The following is a 15,182-nucleotide window of genomic DNA, read 5'->3' on the forward strand; positions in this document are numbered from 1 at the left end:
GATTAGAATGAAACATTAACACTGAAACCGATGTTGCGAGAGAATACCGCACCACCACTTTCCATATATTCGGAACTGTAAGTTGTGTTCAAACCTTCCGGATGAATGTTGTCGGGCAGACTGTTGTACAGGAAGCCTAAGTTACGTGCCATCAAACCGACGCTTACATTCTGCATATATGCTTTTTCTACCCATTTTTTAGGTAATTGCCAATGTACGGAAACTTCACGCAAAGCAATCCATGAGCATTTGTGGATACCTTCTTCACGGATACCGCTTGACCAACTATATACATTGTCGTAATACTTGTAAGCCGACAGCGGTTCAACCAATCCTTTTTCGTAAGCAGCCTGATAGCTCATACCGGAAACGTCCACACCTTTGATTTCTGTGCCAGGCATGAATACGCCTTCCGGAATGACACCGTCGTTCACTGTTCTTCCATCGGCCAATGTACGAGGTAGACCGCCATATTGCGTATCGCGACCGGCCAGTGAAGACTTGATATTACCGGAATTCATACCATAGTAATAACTAGCAGAGAAGATATCACCACCGAAGCGGGCATCGATTACTGCATTTACTGTAACACCTTTCCAGCTTACGGAAGTATTGGCACCCCACAAGAACTTGGGTTGCAGAGAACCGATTTTTACACTCTTGTTTGAACGAGGATAAGAACCGTCTGCATTCAGTAATTTTTCACCCTTTTCGTTGCGTGTGTAACCATACGAAGTATAGATATCACCGTAAGAACCACCTACGGTAGCCCATCCTTGTGTATCTGTACCACCACCTAACAACTGATATTTGTCAACACCTTCAAACAGGGAAACGATTTTATTTGTATTGCGTGTCAAGTTGAATGACAAGTCCCAACGCCAATCTTTCGTTTCAATCGGAGTACCGGTGATCAATAATTCGATACCTTTGTTCTGGATGTCACCGGCATTGATCCAACGCTTGCCTACACCCGATTCAGATGCGATTGGCAAACCTAAGATTTGGTTCTTTGTATTGGTCTTATACCAAGCAAAGTCGAAACCTAAACGGTTCTTTAAGAAACGCATATCCAAACCAACTTCGATGGAGTGCTGTTTTTCTGGTTTCAAATTTAAATTAGGTAATTCATCCTTATCGAATTTGTAATACGGATAGGTTCCGCTATTCAATTGATTATCGAATGTGTTGTCGAAAGCATAGTAACCAGTACCGGTCGTTAAATACGGTGAACAGTCATTACCTACAATGGCGTAAGAAGCTCTTAACTTACCGAAAGAGATGAACTCCGGCATGTGTTCGCGCAGGCCTTCAACAAATAACCAAGAGGCACCTACCGACGGATAGAAGTAAGAAGTATTACCTGTACCGTTTTCGTAGATCAATGCAGACGACCAGTCGTTACGTCCGGTGATATCCAGGAAGTAAACGCCTTTATAGTCCATATTGGCGAAAGCATAGATAGAATTGATACGTTTCCGATTGGTGTTGTATCTTACTTCTGTTTCAGCTCGTTGTACAGAGTTGGTCATGTCAAACAGACCAGGCACACGCAAACCGTTCTTTGAATCGGTTTTATGATAACCACTCTTTGTGTCCCACTGCTCAACAGCCACACTACCACTAATGTTGAAGTCGTCGAACGAATGGTTGGCAGTCAACATACCAGTAATCTTGTACTGGTCTTTCTTATTTTCATGAATTTTGTAAGCTGCCCCGTCATATTTACTGGCGCCTGTTGCCATTACTTTTGACTCGTTGGTAGTGTACAATTTATAGATGTCACCTTTTACCTTTACAGACAACCAATCCAATAATTTCAGATCCAGATTCAAGTATCCGCGTACACTCATTTCATCTTGTGTGTAGATGTTTTCCAGGTAATCGTAGATGGTTTTAGAGTAACCGTACGGGTCCATTGAGTTGTAACCGTCGCCTGCCGGACTGATATAACGTTTGTCTTTCAGCCAATAGTCTGTATCATATTCACGGGCGATGCTGTACATGAAGTCGTAGATCGGAGATCCTGAGCCACCCTGCCGAGTCGGGTTTTGTGCCGTTGATTCAATATAAGAGAAACCACCTTCTGCTTTCAAACGAGAACTAATATCGTGTGACGCGTTTAAGCTGAATGAATTACGTTTAAACTCGTTGTTGAAAGTCAAACCATCGGAATTCAGATTAGAATAAGAAAAGCGGAATGCACTTTTTTCAGAACCACCTTGCAATGCCACGTTCGTGTTCATGTAACGACCGGTCTTATACAAATTTTGCAAGTTGTTTGTTTTGGCAGAATAGTTCATTTCCTGACCGTCTACATAGAACGGCTTGCCGTCGAAACGCGGTCCGAAACTACGTCCGGCTGAGGTATAACGGTTTTCTGTGCCATCCTCGTTCAATGCCCACACAGGTGATGAACCCGAACCGAATTCATTTTGTAAATCGGGGGTTGCATAAATCTTTTCCCATTGTTGTGTGTGAGAAACGGAAATACCGATACCTTCACCTTTGCGCCCTTTCTTAGTAGTAATCAAGATTACACCATTGGCAGCACGCGAACCGTACAAGGCGGTAGCGGCAGCACCTTTCAAGACAGACATAGACTCGAAGTCATCGGAGTTCAAGTTCTTCAAATCGTTACCCCAGTCTTGACCTTGACCGGTTTTTGTTACTTCATTGTCGATGATAATACCGTCGATCACGAAAATCGGCTGGTTATTACCTCCTAAAGAAGTGTTACCACGGATGATGATACGTTGTGAAGATTGCGGACCGGAGTTACCCATGTTGATTTGTACACCGGCCACTTTACCTTGCAAACCGTTGATCGGGTTAGGAGAGTTTACTTTGGCGATTTCATCTCCTTTCAGTTCGGTCATGGAGTAACCCAGTGATTTTTTGTCACGTGACATACCCAAGGCAGTTACTACAACTTCATCCAAAGCCTGTGAGTCTTCTTCCAGAAAGATTTTCAGCGTTGCCTGTCCGTTGTAAGCAACTTCCTTTGTTTTATATCCGACAAAAGAAATTTGTAATACCTGTCCTTTTTTGACATTTTCCAGTGTGAATTTGCCATCGAGGTCAGTCATAATACCATTAGTGGTGCCTTTGATTACTACGGAGGCTCCGATTACAGGACCCAATGCGTCCTCTACGATTCCTGTAAGTTTCCCACTCTGTTGGGAAATGTTTACACTTTGCTTGTCGGGCAATAAGTCAGCGTAGGCTCCTACTGGAGAAGCTAATGCGCCGGCAAGCAAAATTAAGCTCGGAAATTTCAATCTTTTAGACATAAGCGTTTGATTTATAAGTAAAAATAGATGTGTGTATAATTTGTTTAAGTATGATTGAATTAATCGTAGTTCTAGTAGAACTCTTTCATAATTTCTTCAAAAACCAGATTAGCAGTTAACATTTCACTTTTTGATTATATTATTTAATAACTAATTACAACTAATTTGAGACAAAATTAACCTTTTTAGCGCACACACTCATCTTATTAATCTTCCTAAATTAAATTTAGTCTATTTTAAGCCTGTATATCAGCTTTCTTTTTGACAGAATTCCATAGTTCTACTAGAACAATATCATAATAAAAAACATTATAATGTAACTATATATTTAAAAATCACTATGTTGTATTTGAATTTAATCGAAAGACACTCTTTTTCTATAATTGTTTTTATATGTTAAAATATGGCGTCTCGCTATTTTTTCTTGATCCTCAAAAATCCTTTCTTTGTAATTAGTTGTTATTTAAGTAATAAGGTGAAAACATAACAGGAATACAACTTTACATTATAAAAAAGCAATAATATGAATGACGGTTCGAAAAAAGTAGTAATTCTTCTGGCTCATCCTAACCTGAAAGAATCACAGGCAAACAAAGCTTTAGCCGATGCAGTAAAGGATATTGACGGTGTGATGGTATACGATCTGTATGAATATCAGGATCAGTCTTTTGATGTAAATCGGTGGAGTACGATCATCTCTGATGCTTCAATGGTTATTTTTCAGTTCCCTTTTCATTGGATGTCGGCTCCTTCGCTTTTGAAAAGGTGGTTGGATGAAGTTTTCACTTCGTTGGCGAAGACACCTGCCGTAGCCGGTAAACCGTTGCAGATCGTCACGACAACTGGGTCGGAATATGCAGCTTACCGCAGTGGCGGACGAAATTGTTTTACAATGGATGAACTTTTGCGTCCTTATCAGGGATGTGCGATACATGCCGGAATGGTCTGGAATACACCGTTGGTTGTCTATGGAATGGGTAGTGGAGATGCTTCCAGAAATATAGTGGCAGGAGCTGAAGCCTATAAGCAGCGGGTAGAAGAAGTATTGACCAGTCATACAACGCAGAATATCTGGTGATTATAATGTAATGTGACTTGAATAACTATACGTGGCAACCAGAATCAGTTGCCAATCTAATCGCCTGTCGATAATTGTGGGCAAGCCTGTTGATAATTGTCAGCAAACCTGCCCACAATTGTCAACAGGCTTGTTCATAATTATCGACAGGTAAAAAAGACAGGAGTTTTCAATCTTATTGTGCGGACGAAATTATTGGATGAAGGCAATTGTATTGGATTAATTTAAGAACTTTCTTCTACAAACCCTTTTATATCAGTAAAAAATATCTATTTTTGCGAAGTTGATGTTTTTAATGTTTGCGCAAACAATTAATTATCTAATATAAAATACCATGAAATCAGAAGACATCTCACGCCGCTCGTTTCTGAAGCGGGCATTGGCTTTATCGGCAGCAACTGCAGTTCCTTCGTTTTGGATCCCTTCGAAGGCGGGTGCAATGCCGGGCGTACCGTTCGTAAGTGCGAACGAAAAAGTAAATATTGCATTTATTGGCATTGGTAACCGGGGAGGTGAGATTGCCAAAGAATTGTATAAAACCGGATTGTGTAATGTCGTAGCCCTTTGTGATGTAGACATGGGTGCGGCGCATACACAGGAACTGATCTCTATGTTCCCCAAAGTGCCCCGTTACCAGGATTTCCGTAAGATGTTCGACCAAATGGCGGATAAGATCGATGCTGTAACGGTAGGCGTTCCCGACCATGCTCATTTCCCGATTACGATGGAAGCAATGGCTCATGGCAAACATGTATATGTAGAAAAGCCGATGGCCCGTACTTTCCAGGAAATAGAACTGATGATGCGGGGTGAAAAGAAATATGGTGTTGTTACACAAATGGGTAACCAGGGACACTCGGAAGCAAATTACTTCCAGTTCAAAGCCTGGAAAGAAGCCGGATTGATCAAGGATGTGACAGCTATCACAGCTCATATGAACTCTCCGCGCCGTTGGCATGGCTGGAATCCGAATATCAAACATATGCCGATGGGTGAACCGATTCCTGAAACAATGGATTGGGATACCTGGCTGGGTGTAGTGCAGCACCATGATTATAATCATGATTATCATATGGGACAGTGGCGTTGCTGGTATGATTTCGGTATGGGCGCGCTGGGAGATTGGGGAGCACATATCCTCGATACGGCTCATGAATTTCTGGATATGGGATTGCCCTCGGAAGTGAATCCTTTATATCTGAAAGATCATAATCCATTCTTCTTCCCGATGTCTTCCACGATCCTGTTCAAATTCCCTGAAAGGGGAAATATGCCGGCAATAGATGTGACCTGGTATGATGGTTTGGATAATATTCCTCCTGTACCGGAAAACTTCGGTTCCTCTGATGTCGACCCGAATATACCGACTGTAGCCGGAGGTAAACTTCAATTGATGAAGTTGAACCCGGGTAAGGAGATTTATACGAAAACGTTGACGTTCAAAGGTGGTTCTCATGGCAGTACCTTGTCTGTCATTCCGGATAAGATTGCGAAGGATTTGAATCCGGCTCTTCCTGAATATCAGAAAAGCCCGTCGAATCATTATGCCAACTTCCTGCTGGCTTGCCAGGGAAAGGAAAAGACACGTTCACCGTTCTCCATTGCCGGTCCGTTAAGCCAGGTCTTCTGTCTCGGAGTATTGGCTCAGCGCTTGAATCGTAAGCTGGTGCTCGATCGTGAGACGAAAGAGATCGTCAATGACGATTTTGCTAACCGGATGCTTTCCGGCCAGCCTCCGCGTAAAGGATGGGAAGAATATTATACTATTTAGTAAAAAACTTTTTATTGATATTGATTGAAGAGACAAGCCTGTAGGAGCAGGCTTGTCTTTTTTTATGCAAAAAACGTATCTTATAGAATAATTCTATACTTTTGTCTGGATGAGATCAACTTTCTAACAAATATCATAGACTTCACATGCAAAAGGATGCCATATATAGAAATGCCCCTGATTTTTCAAAAGTATATTCGATATACTTTCCGAAACTGGTCCGCTTTGCCCGTGAGTTTGTTTTGTCGACGGAAAATGCTGAAAATATAATTCAGGATATCTTTATCTACTTGTGGGAGCATCAGGAGGTATTGGGAAACCTTTCCAATCTGAACGCTTTTCTTTTTGTGCTGGTGAAAAACAGATGTATTGATTTTATCAGACAGAAGAAATTGGTGGAACGGAAGAGGGAAGAGTTCGAAATGGTGATGGATAAAGAGTTACAACTGAAAATGTATGCCCTCCAGCAATTTGATGAAAATGCTCTTTCTACAGATGATATTGAAGTCATTTTAAATAATGCCATCAATAGTCTGCCGGAGAAATGTCGTGAAGTTTTTATCCTGAGCCGGATGGAGGGACTAAAATACAGGGAGATCGCCGAGCGACTGAATATATCGACTAAAACCGTAGAAAATCAGATAATTACAGCACTAAAAAAACTTCGTGTCGAACTGAAAGATTACCTTCCTTTATTTATCTTTATTATTTAGCAGTTACTTTTTTTCAAAAAAAGTTAGTTTTCATCTAGGGGTGTTTTTTATTTATTTCGTCGTATTTATGAAATCAATAATATTCTGGAGTTCATGGATGAACAAATAAATAAATATTTCACAGATGAACTTTCTCTGAAGGAGAAGGATCAGCTTCTTGACCAGATTAATGCCAGCGAGGAAGAAAAGAAGGAGTACGCTCGTATGCAAATATCGGTGGCGTTGTCTTCTATGGCTCGTCAGAAAGGGGATGAAGTGTGGAGTTCCCGGAAAATGGAGGAATTGCAGACCCGAATAAGAAGGAAGAGATTCCGCTCTTTTTCCATATATGCGTTAAGATACGCGGCTGTTGCAGCTATAGCCATCATCGGTACATGGTTTGCATTTACGCAATATAGCGGATTGGAAGATACAACGGGTACATTGATCGATGTTCCCAAAGGACAACGTGTTTATATAACGTTGGCTGACGGAACAGAAGCGTGGCTTAGTCCGCGGACGAAAGTAAAAGTTCCGAACCAGTTTAATAAAAAGAACCGTGTGATAAAACTTGACGGAGAAGGATATTTCTCGGTGGCAAAAGATGCAAAACATCCTTTTATAGTCCAGACGAAAAAGTATGATGTAAAAGTACTGGGTACGAAGTTCAATGTTTTTGCCTATTCGGAATCACCTCGGTTCGAAACGGATCTGGTAGAGGGATCGGTTCAGGTATATGACAGGGAGAACCAGGAAAATAATGTGATCCTTTCTCCCAATGAAAAAGCCTATTTGGAGAATAACCGGCTTATAAAGACCGGTTGTGTTTTTGACAATGAGGAGTATCTGAAAAACGGGATATTCAGTTTTACAGGTGTTCCTTTCTCTGAAATACTTAATTATCTTTCATTGTGGTACAATGTAAAGTTTGAGCTGAAGGATGCAACCTCATTGAATCATAAAGTTTCAGGAAAGTTCCGGCAGAACGATGAAGTAAAAGATATTTTGAAAGCGCTTCAGGGAGTACATCGTTTTAATTATAAGATAGAGAATGAGAGTCTCATAGAGATTTACTAAATAATGTTTCACTTAAATCTATTGCCTATGACGTATTAAAAATCAACCTGGGAATAGTAAAAAAACAGGGACAAGTGGTGGTACACCTGTCCCCAAAGTCGTACTATTCTTTCTTTTTTGCACTCAGATAAAAACAGTATTAACTTTAAATTAGAAGCAAAGTTATGAAAAAAAACTTATTGCTATTCGTTGACTTTATTAAAGATATTGAAATTAAGCATCTTATTCGTATTATGAGATTATCCGTCTTTTTAATTCTTGTGGGTATCCTTAGTACTCACGCAACGATCTCTAATTCGCAGAATATTCGGATCACAATTACAGAGAAAACAATCTCATTGGATAAACTGATCAATGAGATCGAGCAACAAACAAATTATCTTTTTGTATATGGGGAGAGTGACATTGATTTGCAACAGAAAGTGAAAGTCGATGCTCGTAATAAACCAATATCCGAAGTACTTGATAAAACGTTGAGAAATTTAGGTATTACGTATGAGTTCTCAAAAAACTATATTTCTCTTCGCAGGGTAGATACGGATAAAACTAGCCTGACCGGACCACAACAGACCAGAAAAGTTTCGGGGGTTATTACCGATATGAATGGTGAGCCGATCATCGGTGCTAATATCCTGGTTAAAGGCACCGTACAGGGAACTACGACAGATCTGGATGGTAACTATACGTTGGAAGTTCCGTCTAATGCAGTCCTTCAGTTCTCTTATATCGGATATTTGACTCAGGAAGTGACCGTTAAAGACAAGGCTGTCATTAATGTAAGTATGAAAGAAGATACAAAGAGTCTTGAGGAAGTTGTGGTGATCGGTTACGGTACGGTTAAGAAAAGTAACCTGACCGGCGCAATCACTCAGGTTAAAGCAGACGATTTACCCCAGGCCGGGAATATGTCTTTAGGACAGATGCTGACTGGGAAGGCTGCCGGTATGCAAGTCTCTTTACAAAGTGCACAACCCGGTGGAGGTGTTTGGATGCAGATCCGTGGTAATGCGTCCGGTGGTGCCGGGAATAGCGGACCTCTTTATGTAATCGACGGTTTCCCTATATCTACGGAAAACATGGAGCCGGGAAGTGGTAACAGATATGAATCAGGGAGTAAATCACCTCTGAATAATTTGAATCCGGCAGATATAGCTTCCATTGAAATTCTGAAAGATGCATCTGCAACTGCTATCTATGGAGCCCGGGCTGCCAATGGTGTTGTATTGATCACAACAAAACGGGGAAAACAAGGTGAAAAGCCGAAAGTACAGTATTCCGGTTCCGTCTCTTTTCAAAAGAGAGTCAAACAGATTGATATGCTGGATGCACAAGGCTTTATGACAGAGACAAACCGGGTTCTTTATGAAGATTATTTGTCAGAAAACAAATTAGGAGTTTATGGCAACACCGATCCGTCTGCGGTGGCTCCTTTTAGTCCGAAATACTCGAATGATCAGATAGCAAATGCCCAGACAACGGATTGGCTGGGAGCCGTGGAAAGAAACGGTGTCATTACACAGCACAATTTGTCGTTGACCGGAGGTACGGACAAGACTTCTTATTATATTTCCGGAAATTATTATGATCATCAGGGAGTAGTTAAGAATAATGGTATTCAGCGTTATTCCGGTCGTGCAAATTTCGATCAGAAGTTAGGTAAATATATTAAAACCGGTATTAACTTCAATGTTAGTCAGGTGAAGAGTGATAACGTGGCATTAGGTAGTGGGCAAAATGAGAATGCCGGAGTTATCAGAGCTGCGATGAATGCAAACCCGTCTCTTCCGATTTATGACGAGGAGGGTAATTATACCTTGGACCCGGATCAGCCGTATTTGGCAAATGCCGTTTCTCTGTTGGATATGGCGGATGAAAGTACGGTTAACCAGCTATTAGGAAACTTCTATCTGATCGTTACTCCGTTCGAAGGGCTGGATCTGAAAATGAATGCCGGTTTCCAGCAAGAGAAAGGTGAACGTAATACATACGTGCCTAAAACTACATTGTATGGACAAAAGGCTGGTGGTGAGGCTTCTAAATCGTATTCGAACCGTTCAAGTAAATTATTTGATTTGACAGCTTCTTATACAAAAACGTTTAATGAAGTACATAATTTTTCTGCAATGGCCGGCTATTCTTATCAGCATTTTAATTCAAATGGTTTCAATGCGGGTAACAGCCGTTTTATTACGGATGCTTTTAAATGGAATAACCTGGCTGCCGGTGAAAATACGAAACCGTCTGTCGGTTCGTTTGATAATGAAGAAGTGCTGGGATCTGTTTTTGCTCGTTTGAATTATAACTACGCTGACCGTTATCTGATCTCTGCCACTATGCGTGGTGATGCATCTTCTAAATTCGCGGAAAACCATAAATGGGGATATTTCCCTTCTGTCGCTTTGGCATGGCGTATGATCAATGAACAATTTATGTCGGAACAACAGATTGTTTCTGATTTGAAATGGCGTGTCAGCTTGGGACAAACCGGTAACTCGAATATTGGAAATAATGCATTGGCTCTTTATTCTACAGGTGATAATTACAATTTTGGCGACCAACAGTCTGTCGGTGTGGCACAAAGCCAGCTGGCAAATCCTAATTTGAAATGGGAGACTACGACTGAATTGAATGTGGGTCTTGATTTCGGATTTCTCCAGAATAGGATTACCGGTTCTATGGAATTCTTTACCCGCCGTGTTTCTGACTTGTTGGACGAAAAGGTCCTTATGCAGTATAATCCGATCAGTAAAGTGATGGCAAATATCGGAGCGAAGGGCAGTAAAGGTTTTGAATTGGGTATTACTTCCCGTAATCTGATCGGTGAGTTTTCCTGGTCGACAGATGTCGTGTTCTCTTTGTATCGTGACCGTTGGCTGGAAAGAAATCCCCAATGGAAAAAAGCGATTTATGAGAATGAAAAGGATATGTTGAATTCCTACTATCTGTATATTTCTGATGGTTTGGTACAGCCGGGCGATATGAATCCGGACGGTACATGCAAATTGCCTCATATGCCGAATGCCAAGCCTGGTATGATCAAGTATAAGGATTTGAACGGACGTGATGAAGACGGAAACTTAGTGGAAGGACCGGACGGTAAGCTGGACGATGCGGATGTTATTTACCTGGGAACAAAAACATCCAAGTTCTATCTGGGCTTTGGTAATACCTTTGCTTATAAAGGTTTTGACCTGAATATATTCTTCTATGGTTATTTTGGCAGACAATTGGAAAACCCGGCTTACGACTGGTATCTGAAACGTTCCTGGTTCCTGAAGAACGGCGTGAATATGGCTACGGCCGTAAGAGATCGTTGGGCTCATGATAATCAGACTGGTAAATATCCGACCAGTATAATGAATCCGTACGATCGGAGTTCTGATTTTTGGCTGGAGAACGCAAACTTCCTGCGTTGTAAGAATATCACATTAGGATATACATTGCCTAAGATTAAAAATTTGGATAAAGTTATACAGAATCTTCGTGTTTACGGAGATGTTCAAAATCCATTCGTTATTACAAAGTATAGCGGTGTGGATCCTGAAATGGACGGTATGGCTGCTTATCCGACTCAATTGACAGTTTCATTTGGTGTAGATATAACTTTCTGATAATTATAGAATATGAAAAGACTTATTAAAAAAAATGCGATATCATTATTGGCTGTTTGTTCTTTAGGACTAACATCTTGTTTGGATTTGGATCCAGTTGTGAATGATAAAATTATTCCGGAAAACTATTTCCAGAACGAAGACGATGCCCGTGCGGCAGTAACAGCTATATATCGTCCGTTTATAGCCGGTTGGAGCGGTAGTATATTTAGTGCTCATGTGGCTAGTTATTTTATGGAATCCAATTTGGTTACGGATGAGATGGGATTAACAAGAAATGACCTGGAGGTCGTTGAACGTTTTTTATGGTCATCAACAGAGAGTAATGTAACGAAGCATTATACAAACTTCATTAAACATGTGAGTCGGGCTACTCTTTTAATGGATGATTTGCAACGTACTCCGATGAATGAGGATCGTAAAAATGAACTGATAGCCCAAGTACAATGTGCTAGGGGGCAGTATATGTTCATGTTGTACGATTTTTATGGTACAGCAGGAGTGGTCACCGATCCGGAAATACTTCGAAATCCGGAAAATGAAGTTATTCTTGAACGTCTTTCTAAAGAGGAATTTGTTAAATTGATAGAAAGTGATTTGAAGAGTGCAGCGTCTGTTTTACCGTCAACTTATGCTGCAAACGACTGGGGGCGTTTTACGAAAGGGGCAGCCTATGCCATATTGGTGAAATTGTACATGCAGGAAAAGCGTTGGCAGGATGCTGAAGCCGCTTGCCGGGAAATTACGAAGCTGGGATACGCTTTGCAGCCGAGCTATTCTTCTGTTTTCTCAGTTGAGAATGCAAAGAATAATGAGATTATATGGGCTATACCTTGTCTTGCAGAAGGAGGAGAGGGTAATATGTGGTTAACACATATTGTTCCTCCGGGATATCCTTTGGCAAACAATAAAATTCAGCGGTGGTATGTTCATAATACTCCATGGAGTTTTTACGATAAATATGAAAAGGGAGATGACCGTTTGAATTCTCTGGTCGGAGAGTTTAAATATTTGCCTGAAGGGGCTACGGACTCTGTGTTGGCTACTCGTGATAATTTCGAACACTTGAAGAAAGGTGCTCTTCCAATAAAATATCCCGAAGATCCAAAGCAAACAACCGAGTATTCAGGAAACGATGTCGTTGTTCATCGTTATGCGGATGTCTTACTGGAGTTGGCAGAGGCTATAAATGAACAAAATGGTCCTACGGCAGAAGCAATTTCTTATGTAGAACAAATTCGTGCCCGGGTAGGTTTGTCTAACTCCATACCGGCAGCTGCTACTGCGAGTAAAGAGGCATTCCGTGATTTCATTTTGGATGAAAGAGGCAGGGAGTTATTCTGTGAAGGGCATCGCCGTCGGGATTTGATTCGTCATGACAAGTTAATTTCTACAGCTCATGAAGAAGGATATACGACTGCTCAACCACATATGGTGTTATTCCCTATTCCACAGAATATCATAGATGAATCTCAGGGGAAAATTAAGCAAAATCCCGGATACTAATATGAATTGGTATTTTAGAGATTGATTGTAGAAATCGGAACAGCATACAGGGTACATCGATAGATCTCAGAAAATATATTCTGCTATTAATAGTTTCTGTATGCTGTTTTTTTTATGAATATAATTATCATTTACACATGAAACGAATTTTAATTTCTCTCTTAATTATATCTTTGGGAATAGTCCAGCTCAATGGACAGGAAATAAATACATCTGTCGAGAAAGTGTATGTTGTTTTCAAAACGCATCTGGATGTCGGTTTTACCGATTTGAGTTCCGTGGTAACCCAGCGTTATATAACGGAATTTATACCGAAGGCATTGGATGTATCGGAAAAGTTACGTGCCGAGAATGCTAGTGAAAAATATGTTTGGACAACGGGAGCATGGTTGATCTGGAAATACCTCCATACGGCATCGCCCAAAGAAGTGGAACGTTTGGAAACGGCTATCCGGCGAGGGGACATTGTTTGGAATTCAGTGCCCTATACCGTCGAGTCGGAATCGATGAATCGGGATTTGTTTGAGACTTGCTTGCTTTTGTCACATAAGCTGGATGAAAAATACGGAAAGAAAACGATTGCAGCAAAGATGACAGATGTACCGGGGCATACACGCAGTATTGTGGCTCCGATGAGCCGTGCCGGTATTCGTTTTCTGCATATAGGCGTGAATCCGGCTTGTCCCATTCCTTCCGTACCTGAGTTTTGCTGTTGGAGAGATACGGATGGCAGTGAATTGATTTTGGTCTATCAGCAGGATTATGGCTCTGAGAATATACTTCCGGGAGGAAAAGTGGTAATCTCGATTAATTTTACTGGAGATAATCATGGACCTCACCCCTATGAAAAAGTGAAGGCAATTTATGCCGATTTACATAAACGTTATCCGAAAGCCCGTTTGATAGCCTCTTCTTTCAATGAAATAGCGGAAGAGCTGATTGCTATGCAGGACCAGTTGCCGATAGTTACATCAGAAATAGGGGATACCTGGATTTACGGTTATGGAAGTGCTCCGATACGAATGGCAAAATTCAGGGCGTTGTCCGAACTCTATTCTCAGTGGTTGCGTGAAAAGAAAATCGACAAGAACAGCGATGCGGCACTTGATTTTGCTTTGGAACTAGGATTGATAGCCGAACATACACAGGGTGTTGATGTGAAAACACATCTTCATAATTGGGACAAATATGATACGGATCTTTTCTTACCGGCTCGTTCTACCGCACCTTTCCGGAAAGCGGAAGCATCGTGGAAGGAATTGGATGATTATATTTATAATGCGATTCAATACCTGCCTCAGAATTTGCAGGTAGAGGCGTTGGCCAAAATGAAAGAGATTGACGAGCCGGTTGTTCCTTCATTTACGGAGAAATCCCAATCGGTGGCTTCAACGCCTTGGCAAGCTGCTGTATTGAAAAATGACATTTTGAAGATAGAAGGATTATCATATCAAATGTATGATGCCGCTGATTATCAGCATTATCTGGATAACTACTTGCGTGCTCATTATGGATGGGCTTTGGCTGATATAGGTAAACCGGAACTGGATAAATCGAAAGCCATAAGTGTCTCTCTCCCTGCACAGACCATCAGGCAGGAGGTTCGTAAAGAGAAGAAAGGAATACGGACGGTGAATGAGCTTGTTTTCCCGGAGCGTCCTGAAGTTGACCGGCGGGTATATCCTGAAAAGATGTATGTGGATGTGTTGGAATATAAGAATGGAAAGAAAGCGGAAGTCACTTTGACTATAAAAGATAAACCTGCGGTCCGCTTGCCGGAGGCCTATTGGTTGTCTTTTAATACGGATGATATTCTTTCGATCGTAGCAGAGAAAGTCGGTGAGCGTGTCGATCTGTTCGATGTGGTAGAAAAAGGGAATCGTCAGCAGCACGGTATCGACCGTTATGTGGATTTGGTGACTTCATCCGGAACCATCCGCATATGGAGTGAAGCCGCTTTCCTGGTTAATGTAGGTGAGGCGAGAGGTATAAACTACTCATTGGAATACCCCGACAAAAAGGGCGGTATTCATTTTAATCTGAGTAATAATCTTTGGAATACAAATTTCCGTATGTGGAATGAGGGATCGTTAACTTATCGTTTCACGATCGAACGGATAGATTAACTATTGTATACAGAAAACATTAATAATC

At 41.2% G+C, this 15,182-nt stretch carries 8 protein-coding genes; 7 read left to right on the forward strand and 1 reads right to left on the reverse strand.

What is annotated here, in order from left to right; translation table 11 throughout:
- Positions 1 to 2: 2 nt before the first annotated feature.
- Positions 3 to 3,293 (reverse strand): SusC/RagA family TonB-linked outer membrane protein, encoded by a 3,291-nt coding sequence (locus tag DXD68_RS14010; protein ID WP_122362185.1) that lies wholly within the window; start codon positions 3,291 to 3,293, stop codon positions 3 to 5.
- 523 nt (positions 3,294 to 3,816) lie between these two features.
- Between DXD68_RS14010 and DXD68_RS14015 the strand changes: the two genes are divergently transcribed.
- The 7 genes from DXD68_RS14015 to DXD68_RS14045 all read left to right on the forward strand — a co-directional run bounded on the left by DXD68_RS14015 (position 3,817) and on the right by DXD68_RS14045 (position 15,154).
- Positions 3,817 to 4,371: an NAD(P)H-dependent oxidoreductase gene (locus tag DXD68_RS14015; protein ID WP_122362186.1), complete on the forward strand. Its 555-nt coding sequence runs from the start codon at positions 3,817 to 3,819 to the stop codon at positions 4,369 to 4,371.
- 334 nt (positions 4,372 to 4,705) lie between these two features.
- A complete protein-coding gene (locus DXD68_RS14020; RefSeq protein WP_122362187.1) occupies positions 4,706 to 6,142 on the forward strand; it encodes a Gfo/Idh/MocA family oxidoreductase in 1,437 nt (478 codons plus the stop codon).
- A 146-nt stretch (positions 6,143 to 6,288) separates the two neighbouring features.
- A complete protein-coding gene (locus DXD68_RS14025; protein WP_122362188.1) occupies positions 6,289 to 6,855 on the forward strand; it encodes an RNA polymerase sigma-70 factor in 567 nt (188 codons plus the stop codon).
- A 93-nt stretch (positions 6,856 to 6,948) separates the two neighbouring features.
- Positions 6,949 to 7,911, forward strand: coding sequence for a FecR family protein (locus DXD68_RS14030; RefSeq protein ID WP_122362189.1), 963 nt, complete (start codon positions 6,949 to 6,951; stop codon positions 7,909 to 7,911).
- 164 nt (positions 7,912 to 8,075) lie between these two features.
- Entirely contained in the window at positions 8,076 to 11,522 is a 3,447-nt protein-coding gene (locus DXD68_RS14035) for a TonB-dependent receptor (RefSeq protein WP_122362190.1), read from the forward strand.
- Positions 11,523 to 11,534: 12 nt separating this feature from the next.
- Positions 11,535 to 13,028: a RagB/SusD family nutrient uptake outer membrane protein gene (locus tag DXD68_RS14040; protein ID WP_122362191.1), complete on the forward strand. Its 1,494-nt coding sequence runs from the start codon at positions 11,535 to 11,537 to the stop codon at positions 13,026 to 13,028.
- A 137-nt stretch (positions 13,029 to 13,165) separates the two neighbouring features.
- Positions 13,166 to 15,154, forward strand: a complete 1,989-nt coding sequence (locus DXD68_RS14045; protein WP_122362192.1) for a DUF5054 domain-containing protein — start codon at positions 13,166 to 13,168, stop codon at positions 15,152 to 15,154.
- Positions 15,155 to 15,182: the final 28 nt, after the last annotated feature.

Origin of the sequence: Parabacteroides sp. TM07-1AC (assembly GCF_003480915.1) — a bacterium.
Lineage (GTDB): Bacteria > Bacteroidota > Bacteroidia > Bacteroidales > Tannerellaceae > Parabacteroides > Parabacteroides chongii.

Coding starts and splice junctions, on each gene's coding strand:
- DXD68_RS14010 (WP_122362185.1), bottom strand. CDS start 3,293: ATGTCTAAAAGATTGAAATTTCCGAGCTTAATTTTGCTTGCCGGCGCA.
- DXD68_RS14015 (WP_122362186.1), top strand. CDS start 3,817: ATGAATGACGGTTCGAAAAAAGTAGTAATTCTTCTGGCTCATCCTAAC.
- DXD68_RS14020 (WP_122362187.1), top strand. CDS start 4,706: ATGAAATCAGAAGACATCTCACGCCGCTCGTTTCTGAAGCGGGCATTG.
- DXD68_RS14025 (WP_122362188.1), top strand. CDS start 6,289: ATGCAAAAGGATGCCATATATAGAAATGCCCCTGATTTTTCAAAAGTA.
- DXD68_RS14030 (WP_122362189.1), top strand. CDS start 6,949: ATGGATGAACAAATAAATAAATATTTCACAGATGAACTTTCTCTGAAG.
- DXD68_RS14035 (WP_122362190.1), top strand. CDS start 8,076: ATGAAAAAAAACTTATTGCTATTCGTTGACTTTATTAAAGATATTGAA.
- DXD68_RS14040 (WP_122362191.1), top strand. CDS start 11,535: ATGAAAAGACTTATTAAAAAAAATGCGATATCATTATTGGCTGTTTGT.
- DXD68_RS14045 (WP_122362192.1), top strand. CDS start 13,166: ATGAAACGAATTTTAATTTCTCTCTTAATTATATCTTTGGGAATAGTC.